Below are 26,749 nucleotides of genomic sequence, written 5' to 3'. Positions count from 1 at the left end.
TTTTCAACTAAATGAAGATTGTTGCGAATAGCATACTCTCTCGATTTTTCTTTTTGTCGCTCTAAACTGTGTCCTTTGAGCTGCATATCTGTTGACATACGCACATATGAATACGCCAATGGCTGTGTGATATCCTTTTCCATAATATGATAATAACATAAAATTAATTGACCTCAACATTCAAAGGTCGGCATGTCCCGATTTTCAAAAGTCAGGCGCGGCCGATCGCCTTTCAGGCTCAGCCGTTTCAGCGATCGTTCGCCGTGGACCGTCGCAACGACAATATCGCCGTCACGCGGTTTCACGCTGCGATCAACAATCAGAAGGTCGCCGTGAAATATTCCCGCATCCCGCATCGAGTGTCCGTCAACGCGCCAAAGAAATGTCGCGGGCGGGTTGCTGATCAAGAGTTTGGATAGATCTATAGTGTCGTCGATGTAGTCATCGGCTGGTGAGGGAAAACCCGCACACAGTCCATGCAACATAAGTGGAACCAGAACTTCGGCCTCCACCTTTAAGCCTATCTGCATAGAAAGTATCTCCTTTCACAAAGCTTAGAGAAAGGAACAAACAGGGAACACAAATGCCGACAAATATCAATCTAATTCTTATCAGCGCGACATTTTTGCCGTGCATTTTCCGCAGGCACAAAAAAAGCCCGCACTAGGCGGGCTTTCGTGTGTTTGAAGATCCGTTCTTATCCGAACGGGAGAAAATAGCGCCGGATCGCCTTTGCCAGCATGTTTGAGAAGAGCAGCAAAGTGCCAAATCCAAGCACCGCTGCGATCTCGTAGCGGTACGTGCCGGGTTCATTAATGAAGCTGTCGATAGCAGCCGGCGCAAATAAGGCAATAAACATAGCGATGGGTGCGAGAGTTAGAAGCACCGCGCGCGGAAAGGAAAAAACAAGGAGAAACGGGCAAAAAATGACCATCCTTACAGCTTTTTCGAGCCCCGTTAGTTTATGAGCCTCTACGTCCCGAATAGGGCGCAAATATTTTGGCATTAACATTTTGCTCCTCCATTCGAGCCGTTTCGATTATGCTATATACATCAAAATCGATGCTATTGTAACCCTGCCGTATTTCAGGGGCGTGATTTTGGCAACAACGCCGGCTTTGCTGACTCAACCGACCTTCCAAGATGCGCGGCGCTAGTAATTGCCGCAGTGTTAGCTCGCATGGCGGTATTTGCGTCAAGGTTATCGCCGATGTGATCGAACCACCTGAACACCCTGCCCGGAAATTCTGCAATCAGCGAGAACGAGCGTTCGAGGATCACAAGGTAGACGACCGCCATGAAGCCCATAACGACGAACAGACCAATGAACCATGCCATACTAACCATACTGTCGCCGACAAGAGCCTGAGCAGAGGTCAGTGCGTAGTAGAGACCGCCATTGATAAGAACGCCCATGATCCGGAAGAGGATCATCCCGAGCAGCAAGCCAAACAGCATCAGCACTGGCGTCAAGGTCAGTCCTAGAACCATCACATAGCCCCGTCGCGCCTGGCTTCCACCCATGCCCTTGCCTTCCATCGACAAGTGCGCGATCGCCCAAAGAGGCGCTGCAAATACAGCTTCCATGACAAGCAAGAAGAAGGCACCGATTCCGATCACCCAAATCACCATCGGAACCATTGGCAGTACGAATGCAAGGAACATTCCAAGCGCACCAATCCCGCTGATGATCCAGCCAACGAAGTTTGAAAGAACGGTAATGCCAGTTCCGACAAATGGAAACATCGCCAGTATGGACAGTGCGAGAATTGCCGCAGCAGTGTAGAATGTCACCTGATTTCCGAAGGTCACAAGACCAATCATCGGGTCGCTTGTCGAGCGCGTTGGATTCATGAATTCCAACGCTTCATAAAGAGATCCTGCAGAAGGCATCCAGTCCGAAATATCGCCGCCGCTATCTGCGAAAGCGACGCGCTCGTTGACAAACGCCTTAATGCCGCTTCGGGCGACGCTTTCATTCCACCATTCAACTGTCCCGTTGTAGGTGGCGGCTATCTGATCAAGGAATTTTTTTGCGTCTCCGTCGGCCGAGCCCAACAAATACCAGTTGTTGTCAGCATATTGCGAAGCAATCGAATTGCGTACGTTGCCGGACGGATTAGAAGCCGCACCGATCGCTCCACCCGGCGTCACCTTCGGTAAAGCCGTCGCAACAGAGTTCGAATCCGCCGAGAGGCGCGCGATGAGCTGATAATAAAATCCCGCCTGAAGCCATCCGCCATTTTTCAAATTGCCAGCCAGAGCCTGACTTTGTGAATCGCCAACCGGCGTGAGCTGAAGCGAGTCATCAGCCGTGGCAATGTCTTGGCCTGCCTTTTGCAATTTTTCGTCGCCAATATACTGCTTCAGAATGGCCGCATGTTTCTTGCGCCAGTCGTTGAGGTCCTTGCGAAGATCGCGATAGGCAGGAAGCGGTTCACGCTTGCTGGTGGCTTGTGCAAGCTGCGCCGCAGTAGTCGAAAAAGAGTCAGCCGTTTCCGTCACGGCTTTTGACATATCCTGAATGAAATCGTTATACGATTTGCCTGCCGCCTCGGCCAAGCGAGTGAAGCCGGTTGTCTGGCCCGGAAGCGAGACAATACCGCACGCACCATAAGAGTTCGGCAAGCTGTAAGCCATTTGCGGGACGCCCGAAACAGTTTGCCATGAGCCGCGCGAAACCCCATCAAGGCCAGAGCCGCCTTTCGCGACTTCGAGATTATAGACGGCTTGGCACAGTTCAGCTCGCCAGAGGGCCTGCAAAAATTGGCCGTCGAGCTGATCATAGTCCCCGCCCACAACCGGAATGCGCTGTTCGACTATAAGATCGACCGTCTCATTCCAGAAGAAGCTTGCCGTCGCAGTGCTGACATTGACCATATAGGCAATGCCATGCTGCGCGGTGTTGTAGCCGGTTGGCATCGGGATCAGCGCGGCGACCGCCAGAATGGTTCGCAGAGGAACCCACATTGCCGAGTGACGCCGGCCGAGGATTTCGCCCTCATGTGCCGTCTCTGTCACGCCTACAACCATGTTGTAGATGAACAGCAGGGCGGCAATCGCGAAAAACAGAACGTTGAAATTCGCGATCAGGGCCGAAACAAGGGTTTCGTTATTCGGTCCGCTGAAAAGCGGCCCGAAGATCATATTCAGAAACGAGTTGGTGCGCGCATCGCCCTCGCCCTTAATAATGTCGGCGATGTTAATGTCATCTGCATAGGCTGCGCCCGCAGAGACAAACGAGAAAAATGCGAATAGCGCCACCCGCTTCATGATTAATCGTCCTTAGTAAGGATCTGCATATTGGAAGGCAGACGATCGATGAAGTAATCGCGCACAGATCCGACACGGCCTTGCCGGATCTGCCACGCCCTGAAATCAGCTTTCATCGCGAGCGCGAATGTGACGATCGCCACAAGACAGCCCCCGATCAGTAGATAAAATGATGAATAGCCAAGCACGAAAAGAAGCGGGATCGAAGCCAGCGCAATGCATCCGGCCACCATGTAGATGCTTGAATCCCGATCCCACGCCGCAAGAGCCGCCTCGATCTCGTTCGAGGTCAGCCCTTGGCTTAACTGGTGGAACCTGTCGAGTCCGCCATCGATGTAGCGATCCCCAAAGCTTCGCTTGCTTAAACGACCTGATGGCCGCAACTCGTCGATGGTGTTTTGCACATTGTCTGCCGCATCTTCAGCAGCTTTCGAGGCAACGTTGAAAAACACCCCGATGCCGAAGGCACGTTTGAAATTCCATGAAGCAAAACGACGAGTGCGACCTTCTTTTTTCAATTTGACGCACTCGCTGTTGTTACAGTGGTGCGGCTGTCGCGCTCATCAAGGCTGTTGGACAGAATGGCGGCGATAGCTGAAGCCTGCCGCCGTTCCAGATTAAAACGCATCCAGTCCACATGCAGGTTCAACGCTTGTGTCAGAAGCTGTTCGCGCTGCACCGCGGCCGGCGACATGCCCGCCAGCTCCTGATGCCATTCCGGATTTGTGAACCGGGAACGAACGAAAATATCAACGGCCTGCAATTCGGAAACATGATTGCCGACCTCGTAAGGATAGGATTCCGTTACGGCCGACTTCGCCCAATTGGCAAGCTCCTGACCACCAGTGGGTGCAGCTATGTCGCCAAGATAGCTATAAATCGCGTGTGCGGCTGACCGCCTGGTCGCATCGACCTGTCGGGCGGCCACCTGCGCCACCCCCGCCGGTGATTTCATTTCGGCCTGTGTGATCGGCTTTGGCGGGATCGGATCAACCATGTTGTTGATCATCCGCACATATGCCTTCGATATATCCCCATCAGACGTATCGAGCGTGATTGCATCGGTCAAAAGCCGCACATCAGAAGTCGGATCGGCAAGGCCACCGACATTTTTGAGCTGGTCGCGATCGGCAATGATGGAATTGGCAACAGCCAATCCACCTTCAGCAACCGGTTTGCCTATGGCTTCATTGCCGTAAGACCAATTGCGGGACGCATTGGCAACGTCGTTTCCACCATAGCCGGCGACCCCCTGCCCTGACTTTCCGATATTGAAGATGCCGGAAAGATCGAGACATGCGGAAGCCGCAGGATCATAACGGCCACCTTCAGCCGCAGCGCGGGCTTTCTGGCGCTCACGGATGGTTTCGGCCATCTGCGCCGCATCCTGCGTGCGCGTGTTCGCTTCGATCGCCCTGTTCTGATAGGCGCTAAGCTGCGCAACGCCTTTCAGAATGGTTTGGGTGATCTGGTTGCCCACATCAGTAGTGTGCGAATTGATGTTTTCCTGCGCACGATAGACGATGTTCTGCACCCCGCCACAAGAACATGCTGCCATTGCAGCGCTTCCGAGTGTGAGGGACGCAAGGGCAGTGCCGGCGAAAAGCAGTGTTTTGGCGAAAGTCTGCATCACAGGCTCCCCGGTCCGTAGAGATTGTTGTAGTGATCGTTCAGCAGAGAGCCGTCATTCTCACGACGCCCCGAATTGCCGACAGATGGTTGCTGTAAATTCAGCGAGCCGCCGCTGTAATTGTAATCCAGCGTTGGCACGTTTCCGCCACCCATGCCGCCCGGAAGCTGCAACATATTGAAGGATGGAAGCTGAAGCGCTGATTGAAGCGGTTCAGTCACCTTGTTCCATTGCTCTTGAGCATAGGAGCAAATTTGTTGCTCGGCATTGGAAAGCGCCGATTTGAAAAGCTGGCTCAGATCCGGCACCTGAATTGCGAAGTCGAGATTTACCTGCATCAGGTTGTCGAGACACCCAAGGGAATCCAGCGCCGGCGGCTTTTGCAAAGCCGCCTCATGGCGCTTCACTTCCTTGTCGATGCCGGAACGAATGGCTTCCACCAGATTGATTTTTACAGTGTCAACGCAGCCTTGTCCGCTGCCCTTGAAGAGCTGTTCGATCTGATCGGCCGAGGCTGGTGTTGCTGACAGGATCACCGAGGCAATCCCGCACAGCGATAATTTGCGCAAAATGCTCATAGTGTCGCTTTCTCTCCTTGGAATGGCGGGATCTCTCGAATGAGGATCGGACGCTTTGTGCCGATGCCCGGAAAGCCCTCAGTTCTGTCGTACATTCCCCCGCCAGCATCGCCGCCCATTCCGCCGTCAAGACCAGCAAACGATTGGCCGCTCATCGAGGCCATACGCTTCAGAATGTGATCCTGAAGCTCCGCGTAGCTCTTGAAGCCGTTCGCGGCGAGATATGAGGCTGGCAGTGCAGCAGGATCGAAGCCGCTTGCCACCCAATTGTTCAGCGCGCCTGCCCCAAGAAAATGCGCAGCGCCGAGCAATCCATCTTGCGTGATCGTAACGCCGTTGATTGTCTGCCCGACAAGACCGCGCGTCTGACTGCTCATCGCTGACCAGTTACGCGCGGCAAGCTGCATGTTTGCCGAGTCCTGAAGGGCAGCGCCGGCGCTCGAAAATCGAAGGTCGTTCAGATTGTTGACGCCCGCAGCGCGCGCCTTATCCGTTGCAGAATAGTTCGACCAATCGCCCCTTGAGCCGCTTCCGTTGTATTGAAAATAGCCCAAGTTCTGCCATGTGCCGGCAGTAATCTGGTATCGACCGACAGCAGATCCGCCATTGCCGTTGAAGATCGAATAAGAGTTGCCCCCTTCGAGCTTCGAGGTGTTTTCGTTATAGTCGGCCAGCACCGCGACCGGCAGCATGAAAAGCGCGCATAGAGCGGCAATCAGTGAACGTTTCATCGCTTTTGCCCCGCAACGGTAATCTTCATAGGTGGAATGATCGAACGGGGCTCCCTATCGCCAAGCGAATAGGTCGCCACGCCATTTTGTGTCGCGACCTCGATCAGATGCCGGTCGTTTTCATCGCGCTCACCGGAGACAGCAAAATCCGGTCCCCAAGCTTCGAGAATGTCGATGAGCTTTTTATCGCTGTCGAGAAAAACCACAGGACAGGCGGAATTTCCGCAGTAGTAGTCCGAGGTGACGATTATCGCGACTTCCTTGCCATCCTTCAGATCGACGTCGATTGAAGCCACATTCGGCGGAACCAGATCATCAGAGCCGCCTTGGAAGCGCTCTTGCAGGGCTTCCGTTGCCGCCTTCAGCTCGTCCTCGGTGGGTGTGCGCTCTTGCTGCTCGTGTGGGATCGGCTGCGCCATGTAGGCGGCACCTGACCATTTCCAGAGACGCTTGCCGTCATAAAGCGGCTTCATGCCCGTAGGGGATATAGCGCCAAGTCCGACAGTTTTTCCCGGAACCCGCCAGACTTCAAGCCATTGCTTGTCGTCATAGTAGAGTGCGGACACGAAGCACCCTGTCGCGCATCCCCTCGCCTCGCCGAGCAATACAACCATCTGGTCATAGCCATCGGTCGGCTCTTCGAGCCAGATCCTGTTTGCCTGCACTACACGGAAATCGCGCCCATACATTTTGCGAGCCGTTGCTGTGGCTTCCGGCTCCTGCTTTGAAAAATCGATCGTTTCCGTGACCAGATCGTCGAGGCTGGATTGAGCCGATACAGATGTGGTCATGACGCCTGCCATGAGAGCGGCTGTTAAAAATTTGATCATGATGCATCCTTGAGCAATTCGTCGGCGAGCTGGCGAATGGCGTTGCCCCGCACCTTGTCATCGATCGCCACGCCACGATCTTCAAAATCGGCCAGACGCCGCTCGATCGTGTCCTTGGCAGAGCCGGAAGGGAAACGCCTTGCAAGAAGGCGGCGCGCGGCCTTGGAGCCAAGTCCCTCATAGAGCATGGCCCGCAGCGCCGTATCTTCCGCAGTGGTGGACAAAGCCCAGATCTCAATCGGCCCGAGCTGGTTGAAAACATGCTGAACATAAGTCCCCGACTTCAGTTTCAGCATTGTCAGAAGCGGCGCGCCCTTGCCCTGAATAGGGCCGCGTAGGCCGCGCATTTCATCCATGACCGATGGCGTCAGATTATAAGTCGCTGCGATCTCGCGAATGGATTCTTCCGTTGGGACATTGCAGAACCAGAAATTGTTCGACAGTTTCTGGATGCTCATGTCGAAATCTTCCATGAGCTGCGATGCCAAAGTGATTTGGACGCCGGCCTTTCGGCCCAGGCGACCAAAGTTGACCATCTGTTCGCGGAAGCCTTCAAGCCCCCCGGTCAGGTGGTATTCATCCACACACAGACGCTTGCCCATCTGCCGATTGTTTTCGATCCGCTGAAGATGATAGGTGCGAACCTCTTCCTTCAGTTCACGATCCTTGACCTCATCAGCATCAAGCCAGAAATCGGAGGTCAGCGTTTGAAGCGCTACCATGTACATTATGGCAGTCTGGCGCTTTGCGTGAGGGCCGGTTTTTGATGTGACGCCTGCCAGATCGAAAGCGATAATGCGGGCGTTCGACACGTCAAACCGTGTAGGGCGGGCAAGAATCGGATAATCACGGCAAGCGGCCGTCACCATGCGCTGAAACGCTTTCAGCACATCCTCGCCAGTTGGCGCTTTCATGTCGCGGAAGGGTTCGCGCACAATCTCGGAATTGGAAATGTTCACAAGATCCGCGATTGTCGGAACAGCATAGCGCTGCGCTAATGCCGCTTCATGGTAACGGCCTTTGGAAAAGAGGTAATCGGTGATCTCGAACCACGTCGTCGCGGAATCGACCTCAAATCCAAGCTCATTCAGAGCTGCATCGACTTCAAAGGAATCCGATGCCGAATAACGCTTCGGGTTGCGGCTGTCGCTGAAATATTTGTACGCCTCATCAATGGTCGCGCCAGCCAATGCGCTGATGCCGTCATAGGTGGAATCCTGCCCGTCAGGGGTGCAGATCAGGCAGAGCAGATTGACCAGATATGCCCGCTCGTATTCAAACGGAGTGCGCATGCACAGTTGAAGATCGAGCGGATTGACCGAGTATTGTTCTGACATCATCAGACGATGGAAAACCGCCTCATGACGCCGATGGACTGGCAATGAATCTCGAATAAGGCTGATCAGCCCCGAGGAAGAAGGGCCAATGTCGATGATGGAAATGCGGGGCAAAAGCCCCTCATTCGATCGACTACGGCCAGACTGGCGAGAGAGAGCCACGCCAAGATTGACCGAATTCATCAGAACCGATTTTCCGGAACCCGGCGTTCCGACAATCAGATCCACCCAGCCGAGTTGTTTGGATGATCCCGGCTGATACGGCCATAGCTTGCCATCCTTAGTGCGGAACATGACCGCGCCCTGTTGCCAAGGGCTTGCCGGTCGCGCGATCGGAGCCAGAGCAAATGCATCGGCTAGGCTTGCAGCCGCTGCCGGGGCAGTCGATTGCGCGTTCAGCCCAAGCGTAGAGGACATGACGCACTGCATAGGATCGCCCACCAGTGCGTCAGTCTGGCAGTTCCCCCACCGCTCCACAGTACGCCGCAAGGTTGCAACATGCCGTTGCAGCGTTTCAAGCTGCGACTTCGGCGCCCACGCCGAAAAAGAGCAGCGCCACCGCACAACGGTATCATCAGCCCCATCATCCTGCCGCAGCTTGTCAAACGCGCGCTTAATGCGCCCGTTTGGAATGCGGGCAGTCCACGTCATCATGTTGGTGTAGGTTTCCTTGAAAACCTGCCCCTGAAATCCGCCTGAATCAATCAGCATCGACATGCGCCAAGAAATGCGCTGATCGCTGTCGAGAATACGCCTGATCAGGTCATTGAACTGAACGACGACTTCAGGCCCGAGTGTAATATCAAAGCCGGAAAAGATCGTGTCGCCAAGCTGGACGGTTGTCTGATCGACAATCTCGCCATGCTCGTTCAGAAGCTGGCGGGCGAGAAGCGGCCAAAGATGGTTCGATACGTCGCTCTTTTTTAGTTCCTGCACCGTGGCCGGCATTCGCGCGCGCGCGTAATCACCCGGCAGGATCGCTTTCCAGCGTTCGCCGGTGATCAGATATTCAGGATTGAGAACGCCCTTGATCTGCGCCAGAGCGTCATGAACTTCCAGAGGCTCGATCTCGATGCCGACAATATCGGCCTCACGAACCATCGCCTCGCAGAATGAGCGATGCCTTGTGACCAAAGCATCGGTCGCAAGAGCAGGCCATTGCGCATTGCGCATTTGTGGAGCGCCCTGCAATTCCTTGCGCATCTTTTCGGAGCTGGTCTTAGCTTCCTGTCTGGTCATCAAAGTAGGACGTGACCAAAGCGCCATGAAACAGCGTTCGCCGGTCAACCTTTCAGGCAGGAGCCGGCGTCGCTCGTCAATCAGATCCTGAATGTCCAGTCCCGTATCGGCCGCAACACTTTCCGTGACCGCAAGCGCACGGTTAATGTCGGCCGCGCCAAGTTCAGGCGTATGCGCAAACCAGAATTGCAGCGAATAGCCCGGCGTCCCTAACTGAGAGCTGAAAGCAAGGCGGAGATCTGACACCGCCTTGCTGATTTCGTTCTCACCGGGCATGGATCGGAAACCCTCAAGGCGAAACAGCGTCACCAACGATCCATCGTCGGCGACCAAAACGTTATCGCCTTCGGTCGTCACCAGACGGCAATAGCCATCCAGCGACTTCCGCAGCGCTGACCGGCCGATAACGGCGGCCAGCGAGTCCAGTATTCCGATCCCCGCAGCCATCAGTTGATCGACCGCAATGTACCGTCAACGGACGTGGTTTCAGCGCCCGAGCCAAAGAAGGTCGTCACGCCCATGCCGAGAAATTCCGGCACGGCGATGAAAAGCGCCGCAGCAACTCCATACCAGATGGCAGTTGCGGGTCGGGTTGAGGGATCGTGCGGGTTTCTTTGGTTCTGGACGAGCTTGTTGATCGCCAGAAGCGCAAAAATCACGCCGATGATGAATGCGGCAGCGCCAAGAAAATCACCTGCCGGCCCAAGTGTATCATTGCGCACATTGGTCAGAACATCACCAAGCCCGCCCGATTGTGCGAAAGCGGCAGTCTGATATGCCACTGTCGCAGTCAGAACCGACGCCGTTTGTAACCAAGCTTTCTTCATGCTGTGCTTTCCTTTTTCAGCCGAGAACCAATTCTTCGATGTATCCAACGAACATCACGATATTCATCGCAAATGTTCCGCCGATAAGATGTGCTACGCCAAACCCGGCGAGGCCGGATTGAGGCCATTTCACTGATTTGTTGAGCAGAAACAGGCCGCGGATAAAGCCGAGCAGCCCAATGAACTGCACGATCCGCAGCAAGGCGATCAGAACAGTACGTGCCTGTTCATGATCGAGAGGGGCGAGCATTTCGGGAGCGTAAGCAAAGATCTCCGAAGCAGCGACGGTTTCCTCCACCTGAAAGAAGGAAACCAGAAATGCCGATATGATCGAGGACAGGGAAATCAGCATGACGGCGGTGATAAGGCCGGCGATGCCGACCCACCGCCCGTAATCATGCGCGCCGTTAAATTGTCCCGATGCGGCCCGTTCGCTGGCGCGTGTAAAATTGCCGATGGAAGCGATCGCCAAGCCTATGCCAATGATGAAACATGTAGCGGCGACTAGCGCCTGCGCTGGCGGGATCAGGTCAGCAAGACGCTGTACCAGTCCAACAAGTCCGTTCAGTGCTTCTCCGTTTCCTCCCATAAGAGCCGTATCACTGCGAAGCCGCAGCGCCCTTCTCATTTAGACGGTCAGCTTCCGGCGCTTCGGCAACCTGAGCCGGCTTGGCCTGTGGTACAGGGGGAGCCTTCTGCCGTGGCGTCACGATCTGGTGACGGGCATTGCCCATTACCGGTTGTGAATCTTCATCTTGCGGACCAACTTCATCACCGAGCGCATAATTTGCTTCGGCAGGCTGAAGGATCTGCATGATCGCCTGATCCTTCGCCTTCAGCTCCCGCAAATGGCCGATGATCGTATCAACAACGCCGTTCGGCGCTGTGAGCGTGTCAATCTCATCGCGCAACGCCTGATTTTCCGAACGTAAAAGCGACACCTGATTTTTCAGGTATGCAACATCAGAGTCTAACGTCGAGGCAGGCTTTAAACGGCCGGTTGTGGTCGCATCAGCTTTGTCAGTCGATGCGTTCCCTGATAGTGAATAAGCAACAATGCCGATAGCCACAACAAATGCGCCCACTAATACAGATCGGATAATCATTCCGAAATCCGTGTCGGCAAATGCAGATCGAGTTCTATTGCTGTCATATTGCGATATATTCATGCTGAACTACGACTTTCCGCCGGTAAAAGCCTCACGATCTGTTGTCGATTGTGGCCTTTTGGGGGTGACAATGAGACTCTTTATGGCATATTCATTTGAAAATGCAATATATAGCATAACGGGCTTTCAGGCTCGCACAGGTAAAGGGAAATGCGGAAATGATTGTCCACAGAATGCTCCTCGCCTCATGCGCCATCATCGGTTTTGCGCCATCGGCGAGTGCAGAATTGAACCTTTGGCAGCAGAATTTTGTCGGATGCTCGGTCTCGTCCTCGCCCTACGCAACGCAGGTTCTTTTTAAGGACGCTGGCAAGGTTCGCCCCCTGATGCAGGTCTCCGGCCTCACTGCATGGGCAGTTCCAACCGCAGACGGCGGGCAGGAAATTGCCCTGACCACGCCAGACGGCCTTACAATTTATGGGCGCATAGTCGGCCCGCAGGGCGAGGACATATCGGGCGCCCTTCTCGCAACAACCGCAACAGTCGAGCCAGAAGCATCACCCTTCGATCCGCCTAAGCCCGCGCCTCCGGCCCCGCAGGCATCCATAGCTCAGCCGCAGCCCATTTCCCCGATACCTTCAGCCCCTCAGCCGCCACGGCCACCTGCCGCGCCACCTGCACTTGTCCAAGAGCAAGCGCAAAATCCCGCGCCACCTCAGCAGGTGGCTTCGATCGGTTCTGAAACAGTCCCGAATGTTCCAAAGGCGGGAAGTGTCGATGAGCTTATGCAACAGGCACAGGATTTCGCGATGTGGTTTTCGGTCAACAAACCGAAACCGGGAGCGCCGCTCGTTTATCTCTTTGTCGATCCCACCTGCCCGCACTGCGCCTGGTCCTTCGAGCATCTAAAGCCAAGCATAGAGGACAATTCTATTGATCTGCGTGTCATCATGGCTCCTATCCTTTCGGCTGAATCCGCACAGATCGCCGCGTCGATCATGCATCAGGAAGATATTGGAGCCGCACTGCGCGGCCAGCTCGCATCTGTCATTGGTTCAGGAGCCCCCGCGCCAAAGGTCGATCCAAATTCTTTCGATCCCAATGTTGTCAAAGCCATGCAGCGCAACGTGGACTGGATGCGGCTCAATGGCGTTCCGGGCACTCCCTTCTATCTCTATAAAACGAACGAAGGCGCGCAGTTCGCCTTTGGAGCTCTTAAAGACTCTCAGCTCAGCGGGATCTTGCCAGCCGAGCAAACAACACCGGCCGCGACCGACGGCACAGCAAGAGCAAATGCGCAATGAGCCAGTCTCCGGATTACGGTCAGCTTGAGACCGTTTTGATGCGCGCCGATGTTTACAGAACGGCTTATCGCCGTATGAGCATCGTCGCCCTTGCATTGCTGGTTGTGACAGTCATCGCCGTATGTGCCGCCGTCAGTCTGGCGCTGACCAGACCAGAACCCCGCTATTTCGCCACGACAACGGATGGACGGATTCAACCCCTCATTCCGCTTGATCGGCCGCATTTAAGCGCGGCAGAGGTTTCAACCTATGCCGCCGAAGCGGTCACATCGTCCTTTACCTATTCCTTCGCCACCTATCAGCAGGATTTCCAGAGAGCGCAGCAATATTTCACCAAGCCGCGCGGCTGGAATTCCTTTGTCGAGGCAATCCAGAAATCCGGCACCCTCGATCTGGTCAAAAATCGCCGCCTCAACACAACAGCGATCGCGCAGCGCGCGGTCATTGTCCGTGAAGGCGTCGGCGCGAATGGCACCTATGAATGGATCGTACAGATGCCGGTTCGCGTGACGTACCAATCAGCGTCGGAAGTTACCGGACAGAACCTCATGGTCACGGTCACACTGCAACGTCTGCAAAGCTACGAACACCCGCGCGGTGCGGCTATCTCCCGCATCATCGCTGCCCCCGGAGGTGCCTGATGAAACGGATCGCTGGCAATATCGCCTTTATACTGGCCTTGAGCGGATCTGCCCTTGCTCAGCAAGCAGCTCAACCCGCGCCGGAATATTCGGCTCCTCATCCAGAAGCTGCCGCCGAGCTGCCGCCCCAACACTCGCAGGGCGGGCAGACTCAACAGAACTCTCAACCGGCACAGGCCGGCGAGCATCAAATGCAACCGTCTAAATATGGCGAAGCGTCTCCCAGTCACGCAGAGCAGCGCCAGCCCCGACAGGCGCCAAATGTTCCTATCATCGGCGCACGCCGCCTGATGGAATCTTTGTCTGATCTTGATCGGCCGTTGTCTCCCGAAGAGATCACGGCTTATGGCGCGACAGTCCAGAGCCTTATGCCTATGTCGCCCGAGATTATCCGCGACTATCGTCGCAGGGTCGATGAAAGCCAGAAAGCCGCAGCAATGCCGCCAAGCGGCTTCAGGGCAAACCCTATATCGGACGCGGTTCGCATGTCCCTGAAATCCAATCAGTCATTGCAGACGCTGTTTACCTCACCGAACACAGTTTCGGTCATGGCGTTCTATGACCGAACCGGCAAAGCATGGCCGATCGCAAGCTTTGTCGTAGGACGCGCCGATTCATTTCAGGTCTATGCCCTGCAGGAAGGTTCAAATCAGATTGCCGTCACCCCGCTCGTCACGCACGGCTATTCCAATCTGATCATTTCGCTCGTTGAAGAAGATCGTCCGATCGTCATCAACCTCGAAACGAACGACACCAAAACGCATTTCCGCCGCGACATTACGATTGAGGGCTATGGTCCGAATGCATCCGTCTCTCCGACAGAGGTTGCGGTCAAAGAGCCACCTTCAAATGGAACCATGATGGCATTTGCTCAAGGTGCCGATCTGCCGAGATCCGCAATCAAGCTCGCGACCTCAGATAGCAATGTGGAAGCATGGATGCTCGATGGCTCCTATTATCTGCGCACCACAGACACCTACACGTCGCCCTCGCCGCAATCCATGCTGACCGGCCCGGGCGGTGTTCATGCCGTTAAAATTAAGCCCTCCCCCGTTGTGCTGATTTCGCGCAACGGAACGATTTCCAGAGTGAGGATAAGCCAGTGAGCGACGACAAGGACAACAAGCCCGACAGCTCAGAGCGCGAAGATGCCGCGCCGGGTCTTGCCGATGCTGCCGCGATCAATCGCCCGAGCCGTCGAAAAGGCACCCGAATGCAGACCTATGTTGTGGTCGGCCTCCTTGCCTGTGCGGTCGGATATGTCGGCTATTCCATGATGAAGCAGAATAATCTTTCTTCATCACGCATTTCGCGAGGCCCGAACGTCGATGGTACGCCAGCAGGCCAGCAGCAGGCGGACTCCCAACGTTATCAGCAGTCGCTCGATACCGTTAATCAGGAAGGCGCACAAACCGCTCAGGATAGCGGTTCAAGCTTCCTTGCCACGCCGGACGAACCCTTGCGTAACGTCGATGAAGTCCGCGACGTAATGAAAGATCCAGTTCCGCGCCAGCGGCCAATCGCTCCGGCCAATGAACAGCCTGTTCAGCGTGTCGATAATTATACGCCTGATCGCCGGCGAGCGCTGACGCCCGACGATTACAGCGACATCAACACACTTGCCGGTGCAATGGCGAGCCAGGCGGCAAGCCTGATCTCGCAGTGGTCGCCTAAAGGCTCCGTCAACACCATTGTTCTCAATCAGATGCTCTATAAAACGCCCGAGCAGCGCAAGGCCGAGGCCGAGCAGGCGCAGCAAGCCGCAATGTCGGGCATGGGTGGCATAGTCGATGGTCAGAACATGATGATCATCGCCGGTCAGACCGTATTCGCGCGCACCGTCAATGCATCAGATTCCGACACCCCCGGCCCTGTCGTGGCTGAAATCTTTCAGAAAGGCCCGCTCTATCGCACCCGCCTTCTCGGTTCTTTCCAGCAGAACCGCAACACAAACGCCCTGATTGTCGAGTTCAACAGGCTTGTGATGCAGGATGGAACCGAGGTTCCAATATCCGCTTATGCTGTTGATGGTGCAAAAGGCTCCATCGCCGTTACATCAGGCGTCGATCGCCGCTGGCTTGAAAGATATGGCCCTCGCCTCGCCGGCGCTTTCATTGCCGGTCTTGGTCAGACTATGGCGCGGCCAAGCCAGCAGGTTATTATCGGCAACAACACGACAACCGTTGTCGATCGCAAGACAGAGCTGAAAGATGCCCTTTATGCCGGTGCCGGTCGCGTCGGTGAGCAGCTTGCGAGTGAAATTGAAAGCTCAGCTCCTAAAGGGCCATTGGTCAAACTCGGCAGCGGCTACACGATCGGGATTCTGTTCATGCAGGGTGTTCCTGATATTGCAGCCCGTCGCAATTCGATTGCAACGCGATGAATGACACCGAACATGATGACGGAAACCGCTTCAAGAAGCGGATTCATTGGCGGGACACCATGCGTGAGCCCCGCCTCGTCATCTTTGATGCTCGCGTCGTTTTCTTTTTTCTGATTCTCGCTGTTCATCTAAGAGTCTGGACCGCGATATTGCTTGTATCTGCAATGCTGGTGTTCTGGCTGGTTGAACGTGCCGGTTATCGCTTTCCAAGCGCTATGCGGGCAATCAGAAGCACCTTTGCAGGAACGCACCGCCCTGCTTTCTATCAGCGTAATTACCGCGAGGCGGTCGATTATGGCTTTGAGTTCCGAAAGATGCCCTCCCCTGCCCCTGCCTCTGCCACTGTCCAAACGCCATCAGTCTCAAAGGAGAGCGATCCAGAGGTGGAGCCATCTGTGTCTCTTCCTTTGGCTGCCGAATAGCCAATCTGCTTCGGTATGCTAAATATGCAAAATGTGTAAGCCATACGGAAAGGAATCGTATGGGACACGAAAGGCATACATAAGTAAAACGTTTCCAATATGTTTTATTTAGGTAAACCATAATAAAACGTATTGTAATTATTTGTGTGACGTTTACCATCCGTTTAGCATTGGCCGTTAAAATGTAAGCTAAAGGTAGGCCATACGTTTCGTATGGGGATGCCAAACGAAACCAAATCGTTTCCGGAAGGTTTATAAATGGCTGTCGTATCGTTTATGACAACAAAAGGCGGCGGTGGGAAAACTACAAGCGCCATCATCCTCGCATCCGTCCTCGCAGAGCAGGGCGCGAGTGTCTGCATGATCGATGCCGATCCCAATCAGCCACTTGTCGATTGGATCAAAAATGCAGAGCATCCCGATACCCTTTCGGTTATTGGTGACGTTCATGAGGACAACATCATCGAGACAATCGAAGAGCAGTCCGCGAAGAATATGTTCGTCATAGTGGATCTCGAAGGCTCGGCAAACCTGTCAACTGGCTATGCCCTCACGCAAAGCGATCTGATCCTGATCCCGCTTCAACCATCAAAGCTCGACGCGAACGAAGCCGCCAAAACCCTCAAATTCATTCTGCGGCAAGGCAAGAATGTCGGCCGCACAATGCCGGCGAAAGTGTTTTGGGCGCGCGTGCCCGCCGCCTATGTCACCCGCACCGCCAGAGACATAGGCTCGCAGTTCGAGGATGCCGGCATCAGCTTCCTCAAAACAAGTCTTGTTGACCGCGAAGCGATCCGCGGGATCGTCAATCACGGCAAAACGCTCGAAAACCTCACCAATGATCTCGTTCCATCGCTCGATAAAGCCAGAGCCAATGCAGCGGCCTTCGCCGCAGAGGTCATATCAAGTCTGAAGGAAACACGCTCATGAGTGAAAAGCGCATTCTTCTCGATCTGGATGAATTCAAGCCAGAAGCCAAAAAAGCCGATCCCGCCGCAAAAGCATCCGTTGAGCAGGTGGCGAAGGATTCCGGTTTCGTAGCGCGTCACGCTCCCGAAGCAAAAAAAGAGGCTCCCGCTAAGGCGAAAGAGCCCAAAATTGTTGCGCCCGAAATTGTTGATGGAGGAGAGCCTAAAAGGCGGGGGCGAAAGCGCACTACCAGCCGTAATACGCAATTCACCGTCAAGCTGAAGGTCGAAACAAACAACCAGATCTATGACTATGCCGAAATGCTGGAATGCTCGGCAATTGCCGAAGTGATCGAACTCGCATTGGGCGCACTGCAAAGCGAAATAGAGCAGGGCATCAATCCACGCCTACGCGCAGCACAGCAGGCAGCAGAGTAAAGCCCATGACCCGCAACGGGGCAGGGCAGTCACATTTAACGGTCAGGGACAACCTGAGCCGCCCGAAAATGTCGCGGCGAATTTACGCCCGGCGAGCTGCGCTCACCGGCCTCATGATCGCCGCGACATTCTTCTTTGTCATCCTGCAATCAAGAGCCGGAACAAGCATGGCAATTCCGATCGCAGGGCTGGCAGTCGCATTCGCCGCAATGTTCGCCGCGCCCGTTGCCGAGGCAACGGCGCGGCAAACCAATCTAAAGCCGCCAACAAAGGCCGCAGGTCGTTGGCTCATCTTCTTCATCCTTCTAGCCGGTTCGCCAATCCTCGCGCCCCTGGCGCTCGTCTTCTCGACCGTCCAGTTCCTCAGATCAGCCACATAAATATTGTAAATATGTAGTTTATAGACTACATATGCACGGATGATAGAACTTAGGCAGACGGCGAGTTTCGCCAAGTGGGAAAGCCGACTGCGAGACAAGCGTGCAAGAACCATCATCGCAGCGCGACTGATGCGCTTGGCCGAAGGCTTGCCCGGAGACGTGGAGCCGATAGGCGAGGGCGTCAGTGAATTGCGCATTCATTACGGCCAGGGTTATCGCGTCTATTTCCAGAAGCGCGGCAATATCCTGATCGTGTTGCTGTGCGGAGGCGATAAAGGTTCGCAGGAGCGCGATATTGCCAACGCCAAAAAGCTCGCAAAAGAGTGGAGTGAACAAGATGGCTGAAAAATTGACCGCTTATGATCCAGCCGCCGCATTGGTCGATGATGAAGAAATCGCGGCCTTCATGGCAGATGCATTTGAAACAGGCGATGCAGCATTCATTGCAAAAGCGCTCGGCGTTGTTGCGCGGGCAAAAGGCATGAGCGAAATTTCCAGAAAAACAGGGCTGTCGCGTGAACAGCTCTATCGTTCCTTCAGTGAACGCGGAAATCCAACCCTGAAAACAACATTGGCTGTCATGCGCGCCCTTGGGGTCGAGTTGACGGCAAAAGCACACCCGGCACCATAAGGGCGTCTGCCTTCGGCACCGCGCTCTATTCGCCGGCCTGTCGGCCAGCTCACCGAACCAGCCTCGCCGTTTGCCTGTCTGCGCTACGCAATGGCCGGTCTTGGCATCCAAGCCCACCCATCCGCTGCTACGCCAAGGCGCACGACAAGCCCGTTTCGGCCCATAGGGTCACGATCGACTGACGCGGGAAGGGCGGCGCCAGCATTTGCTATGAGCAAAGCAGCATGGAGTTATTGCGCGCCAGTGAAGGTCAAAAGGCTCGCTCTCACGGAGGGAACGCCTTCAGTGCGTGAAGCAGCCCATTATGCACCCGCTCATATTCTCTGATTGAACATAAATGATGAAGCAATGAGAGCCGCTGCGCGGCTCACCTGATTTTCTGAATGGGGGAAAGATCGGCCGCCGGTCTCTCCCCCGCAACAGCCAAAACCGGTCTCCCCGTACTTCCGCAGGCTGACCAGGCGGCTTCGCCGCTTGGTCTGCCTTTGTGCAGCACCAGACATTTGCACGGATTGAGCGCGTGCCGCGCAGGATCCGCGCAAATGCCCGTCCCTTCGGGCGGGTGATCCCCCTCCGGTTTTGCCTGTTGCCCCCCTCTCTCCGGTCGGTTCGCCGACTGCTCGGGAGCAGGAGCGGGGCTCCTGCCCCTCCGGGATCAGGAAAAAAGGAAAAACCAAAATGGCTAAACTGACAAAAGCACAGCGCAAAGCCCATGCCGAGGCTGAAGCAATCCTTTCAAAGGATCGCCTCACCGAGGACGAAAAGGAATTCGTTTTTAGCAACTGGCATGAAGGCGCGGAATGCAACAATGCAGCCGCCGGCGCTTTCTTCACCCCCCTTGACCTCGCGTCCGATTTTGCAATCGACGTTGGCACCGGTCGCGTGATCGACCTTTGCGCAGGCATTGGCGTGCTATCCTATTTCGTCAAAGAGCGCAGCAAATGGGGAAACCAGCCGACCGAAATCATATGCGTTGAGCGAAATCACCGCTATGTCGAGATCGGCAAAAAACTTGTCCCTGATGCCCGCTGGATTTGTGCCGATGTGTTCGATTGGCGCGAATGGTGGAACGACGAACTCGACGGCCAGATGTTCGATTATGCAATCGGAAATCCACCCTTCGGACGTGTCCGCAGAAGCGCAGACGCACCGCGTTACAAAGGCGCAGACTTTGAATTTCATGTCATCGATATTGCGTCGCAAATGGCCGACTACGGCACTTTCATCGTGCCGCAGCAGTCCGCAAGCTTCCAATATTCCGGCCGCCCTTACTATGAGCGCAGGGAGACAGGACGCGCCACAGACTTCGAGAAGCTGACCGGCCTTGTGATGGAAGCAGGCGCCGGCGTGGACACTTCAATTCATGCCAGCGACTGGAAAGATACGCGCATCATCACCGAAATCATTTGCCTCGAATTCGCCGAAGCCCGCGAAAAAGAGCGCCAGCAGCGCCAGCGCATCGCAAGCCGCCCAATCGTGCAGATGACAAGCCACACCGAACAACTGGCCTTGCTATAGGGGAGGGCGCACCATGTCGAAACTCAGCATCAGCCTGATCGAAGGCTATCACATCACCGCAACCGACAAGCGCCACATTGCCGAAATCATCCGGCGCGGATGGTCAAAAGGCGCAAGCAAATACCGGCATTATTCAATCACCGAGCGCAACGATGACACCGCCCGCGTTGTCATCGAAAGCAACGAGCGCACAAGCTCCGGACGTATGGAGATCCGCCGCAGCGCCGTGACCATTCGCATCAGAGGGGAGCAGTCATGACAAAGCGCCGTCAGATCGAAGTCTATGACACCCCGTCAGGAATGGGCGGCTCCTTTACCGTCGAAATCATCGCGCACCTTGATCATGAGCGCGTCAAAGTGCGCGTATGGTACGGGAGAGCAACCCCCCAAGGCTGGGAATGCTGGAACGAATGGGACGGCTATCGCTTCGAGACAAAGCAAGGCGAGTTGCGCAACAGGCGCATGATGCCACTCTATAAATAGCGAGTTGCATAAACTACGTAATTCGCATAAATTACGTAGTTAGAAAGGAGTTGGAAACATGAAACAATTTTCCTTCTCAGATATGAACCGCGCATCCGGCGAAATTCTGGAAACTGCCATGATTGAGCCGGTCGCGCTGACAAAGCGCGGCAAGGAAAAACTCGTCATCCTGACCGCCGACGCTTACCGGCGCTTGGCAGGGCAAACGCAGGCCGAAGCGTTCAGCCTGTATGACGCCCCCCCACACGTTCATGCAGAATTGATGCATGGCCTCGATGCCATTCTGGATGAAAGCGATAGCGATGCTTGAGCGCGGGCAGGTTGTCAGATTCTTCTATCTTTGGAAGCGGCAGGCAGATGCAGGAGAAGAATCCGGCCGCAAGGCGCGTCCAGTCTGCATCGTCATCCGCACGCCAGACAATCCCGGCCGCGTGTTCCTCTTTCCGATAACCTCGCAGCAGCCAGACGCAAACCGTCTGTCTCTTGCCATCCCGCAAATCGAATGCCGCCGCGCAGGGCTGGCATTTCCTTGCTGGCTTATTCTGGATGAATTTAACCGCGTCGACCTCGATAAAGCCTATGACTTTGAAGACACCCGACCAATCGGCACCCTAAGCCCTGCCTTTCTGGTGCGTGTGGCAAAAACCATCAAACAAGCCGCCGAAGCCCATCGTATATCAAGCGTTCTGCGAACCTGATCAAACACCGAAGCCCCGCCTTAGCGGGGTTTTTTGTTCCTTGATTCCGGCATCATCATCAGCGCGGCCCGAGGGTCAGCTTGATGGTGAAACGGACTTTCCGGGTGCGAGCCTGCCAGCGTGCAGACACAGCAGCCAGTGCCGGCGAACGATCGCGATCACCGCCCCTTTGGTTGTCAGCATTGATCTCATACAGGTCACTTTGACCCTCGGCCGCGCCATTGCAACTTTGTGTGTCGAGATTTTTCCCCGCCTGCAAGCAGGCTCCTCGCGGACGCGGCCAAGGCCGCTCCAAAATTCACGCCCCCCAAAGTCCTTCGCTTCGCTTCGGCCCTGAAGGGTGCAACAGCGCTCAACGCCGAGAGCCATCCTGGACCTGCGATCAACGCAGACAACCAAAGGAGCTCATCATGAACGCAATCTTCAAATTCCTCGCCAGCACCGGCCGCCGCATCCGCTCTTACATCGCCAAGCTCGTCAAGCCCCTCGTCAAAAACGGCCGTTTCACCATCAAGCTGACCCTCTCCATTCCCGCATTCGTGAAAATCGAAGTCGGTGCCGAATGGAACAAAAAACCCCGCTAAGGCGGGGCAGGGGGCTTCGCCCCCCGATAAAAGCCCGCCACGGCAGGCTTTCTTTTTCATAGTCATGAAAAATGTGCGATAGCATAGGCGAAGCCTTTGCTATCCCCCAAAGGAGTAGAAAATGACCCCACAGCCTAAGAATGCCGCCTACGATCTCGTTGAGCTGACAACTGATCTCGTTTCAGCATACGTCTCCAATAACCCTGTGCCTCTCGCTGATCTGCCTTCTCTTATCGAGCAGGTGCATCAGGCATTGAGTAATCTGGAAACCGGCGTCAAAACATCGCCACCCGAGGAAAAGCCTGTCCCGGCCGTGCCGATCAAAAAATCGATCACCCCCGATTATCTGATCTGCCTTGAAAACGGCAAGAAATTCAAATCCCTCAAGCGCCATCTGTCGTCACAGCACGGCATGACGCCTGATGAATATCGCGCCAAGTGGAACCTGCCCGCAGATTATCCAATGGTTGCCCCCGGCTATGCAGCAGCACGCTCGCAGCTCGCAAAAGAAATGGGCTTGGGACGCAAGAAAAACACCCGCAAACGCGCCGCATAAGGCGCGATCGCGTGTCGTGATGCCGCGCTTTTCAATCATATGAATCACGACAATCATTGACATTTTTGTGAAATTCTGTATTATACAGAATGTAAGTTTTGCAAAAATGCGAGTGGCAATCTCATGAGTGAAAAGACGATTACAAGCGTCGAATTTGTTCGCCAGTTCGGGCGCTATCATGATGAAGCCATGCGCGAGCCGATTACGCTGACAAAGCATGGCAGGCCAACAGTCGTTATCCTGCCCTTTGATCAGTATGAACGCTTGTCACAGCTTGTCGAAAGCCAGAGCGAGCCGCAAACACAGCGCTAAAGCGCAGGACGGACAGACCGAACAATGTGAGGAATGATCATGGCACTTGCATATAAGACCCACACCCCGGCAATCAGCGCCGAGGAAATGGAGCGCCGCCGCAAGAGCGTTCGGCGTGCTATTCGCTCGAACGCAATCGAAGGTGCCGCCGCAGGTCCCGAAATGGACCCGATTTATGAGGCTTATATCGCTGGCAAAATCGATTCCGATGAAATGCTGGAACAGGCTAAGGCATTGCGCGGAAGTTAAGCGCAATGTCCTTCACCTATCCCGAAAGCGATACGCTCAAAAATCTGGAAAATATTACCGATTACGAAATGCTCGAAAGCCATGTGGCTCGTGTCGTATCGGTTCGCGCCGTCCAGCTCGATGAAGGGCGCGGCCCCGCGCCAACCTTCGATAAAGCCCACCTTCAGGCGCTGCACAAGCATCTGTTTCACGACGTGTTTGAATGGGCGGGTGAGCTGCGCCACCAGCCATTCACCTTTGCCGACGGCTCGCAGGCTTCAATGCCGACCATGCAGAAGCGTGGCGGCAAGGGCTTCGCCGTCAATCGGCAGATCGACACCGGCTTAAACAGCCTCATGTCCGATCTGCAATCGCGAGATCTTCTGCGCGGCCTCGATCGCGCGACCTTCACCAATGAAGCCGCCGATGCCTTCGCACGGCTGAATTCAATCCATCCTTTCCGCGAAGGCAACGGCCGCACGCAACGCGCATTCTTCGAAGCCCTTGGCGAGCAGGCCGGTCATCCTCTTGACTTCGGCGTCATATCCGCCGAGCGCATGACGGTTGTTTCCATCGCCGCCCATGAAGACGGCGATCTTGCTCCCATGCGCCGCATGTTCGCAGAAATCGCCGATCCAGAGCGCGTAAATGCTCTTGAAGTCGCTCAAAGAGCGATAGAAAAATTCCGGCCGGCACAGGCTCCCCATGTCACTTCATGGGATGGAATCTATATGGCGACGACTGAAGCCGGCGAAGGCTATCATGGCCGTTTCACCGGCGCGGCCGGACCGAATTTCATGATGCAGCGCTATGATGGCTCGATCATCGTTGGCAATGTCATCGATCTGCCTGAACCCCGTCCACAATCAGGCGACGAAATAACCTTTATTGCGTCCGGGCTCAGTCAACAGGTGCAGAACCTAAGCCCATTGATCTCCGCAGTGCATGATTGGCCGCAAAGCGTCTCGCAGACCGTGGCTGAAAGGATCGAGACGCTGCCAGAAGTCCGAACCTTCAGAGCAGACCTTGCAAAAGCGGTCGCCGCAGTCTGGCAAGATCCGCAAGCCGTGCTGGCCGAGCTGCAAAGGCGCATCGAGATCGAGCGCCGACCGGTCTCAGAATTCGCGCAGGAAATCCGCAACAGTCCTCAAAGTCTGGGCGAACTGCACGGCACAAAAAATCTTTTCGGGCGTGCCGATGCGGCCAGAGAAAAGGCGATCGACATGCTGCCGCTCGCCGTCGCAGCCATGCATGATTACGGCAAGCTTCATCATACAATGACCGCAGACCTGACACGCGACGAGGAACGGTTTCGCCAGCGTATGAGCCAGCCGGTCAATGACTTGTCGCCGCAAGCGCAAACGCTTGTGCGCATGGTCGAGAACGTCCCAAGTCACGCGCTTTCTGAAATCATCGCCCGAGGCGAATACAAAAATGCACTTCAGGAATTGCGAGGATTTGTCGAAGACATTCAAACACACTTCAAAGCGCATGACGGTTCGAAAGGTCTGGATCGGGAACGCTTGTCCCAAGTGCTTCCAAATCTGCCACAACATAAAATACATGAGTTCTGCAGAAGCGTTGCCTGTGCAGAAACAATTGGATCGAGAGCCAGCGCTATCGAGCAAGCCAATTCCCAAACGCTCGCCCGCGTTCATTCGCATGAGCAATCACCCTCGAAGGGTTTCGAGATCTAGCTTCAAGCCATTCTATGCCCTGACAATGACCTGTGAGCCTTGCGGCACACGGTCATAAAGCTCGATCACATCGCGGTCGAACATGCGAATGCATCCGCTCGATACGGATTTTCCGATCGATGCAGGATCATTCGTACCATGAATCCGGTAAAGCGTGTCGCGTCCGCCCTGATAGAGATACAGGGCGCGCGCTCCTAGCGGATTAGCAGCGCCACCCTGAACGCCGCCAGCAAGGCTACCACGGACGACCGGATCGGCCGCGATCATGTTCGCAGTCGGCGTCCATGTCGGCCATTCAGCCTTACGCGCGATCGTCGCGCGGCCGTTGAAGCTATGACCCGATTTGCCTACCCCAACAGGATAGGCAATGGCTTTGCCTTCCGGCTGCACCAGATAAAGTGTGTAGTTCGATGGCTCGACTATGATCGTGCCTGGACGCTCCGTTGTCTTATATGCAACCACGCGCCGCGCGCTAACACGATCTGTTCGAACTGTCTCGGCGTCATCAGTTGGCGCCGCAGTCTGGCAACCGCTCATCGCCATGATGCCGCCTAAAACAAAAAACCTTCGGTTCAAATTCATTCCCCGCAATCCTTTCATCACAGGAAACATAACACATTCTTGCATGGCAGATGAAAAACCTGTCGCGACAGCGATGCAATGTCACGGCCTCGAAGAGGCCGAGCCGTAGCCTGAACGCGCCCCAATATAGCGCTGTAGAGAAGGCGAAGGCTTCTTAGAAATTAAGCGGACGGCCTTTGGCCGGCTTCATTTGTTCTTCCGCCTGCCGGCACGTCCCCGATCGGTCAAGGGACGGGCGCAAGCGTTGGCTCTTCGACAAAACCGGCTTTCACGCTATGCGCGAACCTTCCGGTTTTCTCTCGATCCAATCCCCTGACAGCTCGTTGCCGTGTCGTGTGGCGGGCTGCGCCCACCCCCCTCCGCCCTTGGAATAGCTGAAGCAATTCCCGTGCGGATGGGAGCGGCTTCGCCCAACGCGGAAAACAAGGAGATACCCGCCATGTCTACACAACAGAATTTCTTGCAAATCCCGCTCGCAAAACTCGCCGTTTCCCCTTTGAACGTGCGCACCACCGATGCGGAGAATGTGGATGATCTGATTGCATCCATTCCCGTTCATGGCTTGCTGCAATCGCTCGTAATCGTTCCCGCCGAAAAGGATGGACACTATCACGTTATTGCTGGCGGTCGCCGTTTGCGCGCCCTGCAAACGCTCGCCAAAAACAAGCAGCTTGAAAAGGGCTATCTTGTGCCTTGCCGCCTTGCCGACAGCGATCAAGATCAGGAGCAAATATCGCTCGCGGAAAACGTCATTCGCGCCCCGATGCACCCCGCCGACCAGTATCGTGCATTTGCCGCGCAGATCGATGCCGGAAAGAGCATCGAAGACGTGGCGCAAGCCTTTGGCGTCAGTCAGACAGTCGTCAAAAAGCGGATGAAGCTTGGCAAGGTTGCGCCTGAAATTCTCGCCGCCTACACCGACGGAAAACTCGAATTTGAACAGGTCGCCGCCTATGCAATCAGCGACGATCAGGAACGCCAGTGCAATGTCTTTACCGCAAACCCTCGCGCACATTCCCATGCTATCCGCACCGCGCTGACAGAAGGGGAGGTTCCTGTAACCGACAAACGCGTGAAGCTTGTCGGACTGGAAGCCTATCAGGCCGCAGGTGGCGTAATTCACCAAGACCTTTTTGCGGAAGGTGACAGGGGCATTTATCTGACAGATGCCGCCTTGCTCGATCAGCTTGCCGCCGAAAAGATCGATGCCCTGATCAATGAGATCAAGGCCGAAGGCTGGCAGGAGGTGTTTTTCTTCGACGGCCAATATTGGGAGTTGGAGCAGGAATATAAGGGGCGGGTTTATCCGCAGAACATTCCGCTTTCCGAGGAACAATCAGCCGCCTTCGATGCGTTGGTGGAGCGCATGGGAGCAATCGAAATCCAGCTCGATAAGACGGACGATGATGCGCTCTATGACGAATATAAGG

General features: G+C 55.2%; 34 protein-coding genes. 21 read left to right on the top strand and 13 right to left on the bottom strand.

Going from position 1 to position 26,749, the window contains the following annotated elements:
* Window positions 1-173: 173 nt before the first annotated feature.
* The 12 genes from P8H26_RS16910 to P8H26_RS16855 all read right to left on the bottom strand — a co-directional run bounded on the left by P8H26_RS16910 (window position 174) and on the right by P8H26_RS16855 (window position 11,551).
* Window positions 174-530, bottom strand: a complete 357-nt coding sequence (locus P8H26_RS16910) for a LexA family transcriptional regulator (protein WP_289634289.1) — start codon at window positions 528-530, stop codon at window positions 174-176.
* 167 nt (window positions 531-697) lie between these two features.
* Window positions 698-1,012: a hypothetical protein gene (locus tag P8H26_RS16905; protein ID WP_138787484.1), complete on the bottom strand. Its 315-nt coding sequence runs from the start codon at window positions 1,010-1,012 to the stop codon at window positions 698-700.
* Window positions 1,013-1,086: 74 nt separating this feature from the next.
* The gene (locus P8H26_RS16900) at window positions 1,087-3,273 is read right to left on the bottom strand and encodes a DotA/TraY family protein (RefSeq protein ID WP_289634288.1); all 2,187 of its coding nucleotides are present in this window, start codon (window positions 3,271-3,273) and stop codon (window positions 1,087-1,089) included.
* A 2-nt stretch (window positions 3,274-3,275) separates the two neighbouring features.
* Window positions 3,276-3,791 carry a hypothetical protein gene (locus P8H26_RS16895; protein WP_151652860.1) on the bottom strand — a complete coding sequence of 172 codons (516 nt, stop codon included), beginning with the start codon at window positions 3,789-3,791 and terminating at the stop codon, window positions 3,276-3,278.
* Entirely contained in the window at window positions 3,788-4,903 is a 1,116-nt protein-coding gene (locus P8H26_RS16890; RefSeq protein ID WP_289634287.1) for a hypothetical protein, read from the bottom strand. Before P8H26_RS16890 ends, P8H26_RS16895 begins: the two co-directional genes overlap by 4 nt.
* Entirely contained in the window at window positions 4,903-5,481 is a 579-nt protein-coding gene (locus P8H26_RS16885) for a hypothetical protein (protein WP_138787480.1), read from the bottom strand. Before P8H26_RS16885 ends, P8H26_RS16890 begins: the two co-directional genes overlap by 1 nt.
* Window positions 5,478-6,212: a hypothetical protein gene (locus P8H26_RS16880; RefSeq protein WP_289634286.1), complete on the bottom strand. Its 735-nt coding sequence runs from the start codon at window positions 6,210-6,212 to the stop codon at window positions 5,478-5,480. Before P8H26_RS16880 ends, P8H26_RS16885 begins: the two co-directional genes overlap by 4 nt.
* A complete protein-coding gene (locus tag P8H26_RS16875; protein ID WP_138787478.1) occupies window positions 6,209-7,042 on the bottom strand; it encodes a hypothetical protein in 834 nt (277 codons plus the stop codon). The genes P8H26_RS16880 and P8H26_RS16875 overlap by 4 nt, the downstream gene beginning before the upstream one ends.
* Complete coding sequence (locus tag P8H26_RS16870) at window positions 7,039-9,951, bottom strand: hypothetical protein (RefSeq protein WP_289634285.1); 2,913 nt, start codon at window positions 9,949-9,951, stop codon at window positions 7,039-7,041. Before P8H26_RS16870 ends, P8H26_RS16875 begins: the two co-directional genes overlap by 4 nt.
* Before the next feature lie 113 nt (window positions 9,952-10,064).
* A complete protein-coding gene (locus P8H26_RS16865) occupies window positions 10,065-10,445 on the bottom strand; it encodes a hypothetical protein (RefSeq protein WP_138787477.1) in 381 nt (126 codons plus the stop codon).
* A 16-nt stretch (window positions 10,446-10,461) separates the two neighbouring features.
* Entirely contained in the window at window positions 10,462-11,034 is a 573-nt protein-coding gene (locus P8H26_RS16860) for a hypothetical protein (protein WP_289634284.1), read from the bottom strand.
* A gap of 10 nt (window positions 11,035-11,044) precedes the next feature.
* Window positions 11,045-11,551: a hypothetical protein gene (locus P8H26_RS16855; RefSeq protein WP_289634283.1), complete on the bottom strand. Its 507-nt coding sequence runs from the start codon at window positions 11,549-11,551 to the stop codon at window positions 11,045-11,047.
* Between the two features lie 221 nt (window positions 11,552-11,772).
* Between P8H26_RS16855 and P8H26_RS16850 the strand changes: the two genes are divergently transcribed.
* The 20 genes from P8H26_RS16850 to P8H26_RS16755 all read left to right on the top strand — a co-directional run bounded on the left by P8H26_RS16850 (window position 11,773) and on the right by P8H26_RS16755 (window position 24,737).
* Window positions 11,773-12,858 carry a thioredoxin fold domain-containing protein gene (locus P8H26_RS16850; protein ID WP_289634282.1) on the top strand — a complete coding sequence of 362 codons (1,086 nt, stop codon included), beginning with the start codon at window positions 11,773-11,775 and terminating at the stop codon, window positions 12,856-12,858.
* Window positions 12,855-13,499, top strand: a complete 645-nt coding sequence (locus P8H26_RS16845) for a type IVB secretion system apparatus protein IcmL/DotI (protein ID WP_138787473.1) — start codon at window positions 12,855-12,857, stop codon at window positions 13,497-13,499. The genes P8H26_RS16850 and P8H26_RS16845 overlap by 4 nt, the downstream gene beginning before the upstream one ends.
* Window positions 13,499-14,605 carry a DotH/IcmK family type IV secretion protein gene (locus tag P8H26_RS16840; protein ID WP_289634281.1) on the top strand — a complete coding sequence of 369 codons (1,107 nt, stop codon included), beginning with the start codon at window positions 13,499-13,501 and terminating at the stop codon, window positions 14,603-14,605. The genes P8H26_RS16845 and P8H26_RS16840 overlap by 1 nt, the downstream gene beginning before the upstream one ends.
* Window positions 14,602-15,882, top strand: coding sequence for a DotG/IcmE/VirB10 family protein (locus P8H26_RS16835; protein ID WP_289634280.1), 1,281 nt, complete (start codon window positions 14,602-14,604; stop codon window positions 15,880-15,882). The genes P8H26_RS16840 and P8H26_RS16835 overlap by 4 nt, the downstream gene beginning before the upstream one ends.
* On the top strand, window positions 15,879-16,304 hold the full coding sequence (icmT, locus tag P8H26_RS16830) for an IcmT/TraK family protein (protein WP_138787471.1): 426 nt from the start codon (window positions 15,879-15,881) through the stop codon (window positions 16,302-16,304). Before P8H26_RS16835 ends, icmT begins: the two co-directional genes overlap by 4 nt.
* Window positions 16,305-16,562: 258 nt before the next feature.
* Window positions 16,563-17,234, top strand: coding sequence for a ParA family protein (locus P8H26_RS16825; RefSeq protein WP_138787470.1), 672 nt, complete (start codon window positions 16,563-16,565; stop codon window positions 17,232-17,234).
* Window positions 17,231-17,650: a hypothetical protein gene (locus P8H26_RS16820; RefSeq protein ID WP_138787469.1), complete on the top strand. Its 420-nt coding sequence runs from the start codon at window positions 17,231-17,233 to the stop codon at window positions 17,648-17,650. The genes P8H26_RS16825 and P8H26_RS16820 overlap by 4 nt, the downstream gene beginning before the upstream one ends.
* 5 nt (window positions 17,651-17,655) lie before the next feature.
* Window positions 17,656-18,030: a hypothetical protein gene (locus P8H26_RS16815; RefSeq protein WP_289634279.1), complete on the top strand. Its 375-nt coding sequence runs from the start codon at window positions 17,656-17,658 to the stop codon at window positions 18,028-18,030.
* A 39-nt stretch (window positions 18,031-18,069) separates the two neighbouring features.
* Window positions 18,070-18,375 (top strand): type II toxin-antitoxin system RelE/ParE family toxin, encoded by a 306-nt coding sequence (locus P8H26_RS16810; protein ID WP_289634278.1) that lies wholly within the window; start codon window positions 18,070-18,072, stop codon window positions 18,373-18,375.
* Window positions 18,368-18,661, top strand: a complete 294-nt coding sequence (locus tag P8H26_RS16805) for an addiction module antidote protein (protein WP_289634277.1) — start codon at window positions 18,368-18,370, stop codon at window positions 18,659-18,661. Before P8H26_RS16810 ends, P8H26_RS16805 begins: the two co-directional genes overlap by 8 nt.
* Window positions 18,662-19,339: 678 nt before the next feature.
* Complete coding sequence (locus P8H26_RS16800) at window positions 19,340-20,179, top strand: methyltransferase (protein ID WP_138787529.1); 840 nt, start codon at window positions 19,340-19,342, stop codon at window positions 20,177-20,179.
* Window positions 20,180-20,192: 13 nt separating this feature from the next.
* Window positions 20,193-20,438: a hypothetical protein gene (locus P8H26_RS16795; protein ID WP_138787528.1), complete on the top strand. Its 246-nt coding sequence runs from the start codon at window positions 20,193-20,195 to the stop codon at window positions 20,436-20,438.
* Entirely contained in the window at window positions 20,435-20,662 is a 228-nt protein-coding gene (locus P8H26_RS16790; RefSeq protein WP_289634276.1) for a hypothetical protein, read from the top strand. Before P8H26_RS16795 ends, P8H26_RS16790 begins: the two co-directional genes overlap by 4 nt.
* A gap of 58 nt (window positions 20,663-20,720) precedes the next feature.
* A complete protein-coding gene (locus P8H26_RS16785; protein ID WP_138787526.1) occupies window positions 20,721-20,972 on the top strand; it encodes a type II toxin-antitoxin system prevent-host-death family antitoxin in 252 nt (83 codons plus the stop codon).
* Window positions 20,929-21,360, top strand: coding sequence for a type II toxin-antitoxin system PemK/MazF family toxin (locus P8H26_RS16780; RefSeq protein WP_235889940.1), 432 nt, complete (start codon window positions 20,929-20,931; stop codon window positions 21,358-21,360). The genes P8H26_RS16785 and P8H26_RS16780 overlap by 44 nt, the downstream gene beginning before the upstream one ends.
* Window positions 21,361-21,770: 410 nt before the next feature.
* Complete coding sequence (locus tag P8H26_RS16775; RefSeq protein WP_171058859.1) at window positions 21,771-21,944, top strand: hypothetical protein; 174 nt, start codon at window positions 21,771-21,773, stop codon at window positions 21,942-21,944.
* 121 nt (window positions 21,945-22,065) lie between these two features.
* Window positions 22,066-22,500, top strand: a complete 435-nt coding sequence (locus P8H26_RS16770; protein WP_289634275.1) for a MucR family transcriptional regulator — start codon at window positions 22,066-22,068, stop codon at window positions 22,498-22,500.
* 123 nt (window positions 22,501-22,623) lie between these two features.
* Window positions 22,624-22,812, top strand: coding sequence for a type II toxin-antitoxin system prevent-host-death family antitoxin (locus tag P8H26_RS16765; protein ID WP_289634274.1), 189 nt, complete (start codon window positions 22,624-22,626; stop codon window positions 22,810-22,812).
* A 39-nt stretch (window positions 22,813-22,851) separates the two neighbouring features.
* Window positions 22,852-23,061 (top strand): antitoxin VbhA family protein, encoded by a 210-nt coding sequence (locus P8H26_RS16760; protein ID WP_289634273.1) that lies wholly within the window; start codon window positions 22,852-22,854, stop codon window positions 23,059-23,061.
* Window positions 23,062-23,066: 5 nt separating this feature from the next.
* The gene (locus P8H26_RS16755; protein ID WP_289634272.1) at window positions 23,067-24,737 is read left to right on the top strand and encodes a Fic family protein; all 1,671 of its coding nucleotides are present in this window, start codon (window positions 23,067-23,069) and stop codon (window positions 24,735-24,737) included.
* 12 nt (window positions 24,738-24,749) lie between these two features.
* On the opposite strand, the gene P8H26_RS16750 is transcribed toward P8H26_RS16755, so the two are convergent.
* Window positions 24,750-25,319 (bottom strand): L,D-transpeptidase, encoded by a 570-nt coding sequence (locus P8H26_RS16750; protein ID WP_138787520.1) that lies wholly within the window; start codon window positions 25,317-25,319, stop codon window positions 24,750-24,752.
* A 439-nt stretch (window positions 25,320-25,758) separates the two neighbouring features.
* On the opposite strand from P8H26_RS16750, the gene P8H26_RS16745 reads away from it, so the two are divergent.
* On the top strand, window positions 25,759-26,749 hold a 991-nt coding region (locus P8H26_RS16745), incomplete at its 3' end, for a ParB/RepB/Spo0J family partition protein (RefSeq protein ID WP_289634271.1).

Source organism: Pseudochrobactrum sp. sp1633 (genome assembly GCF_030376605.1).
Taxonomy (GTDB): Bacteria; Pseudomonadota; Alphaproteobacteria; order Rhizobiales; family Rhizobiaceae; genus Pseudochrobactrum.
This window is presented reverse-complemented; position numbering and strand designations above follow the sequence as displayed.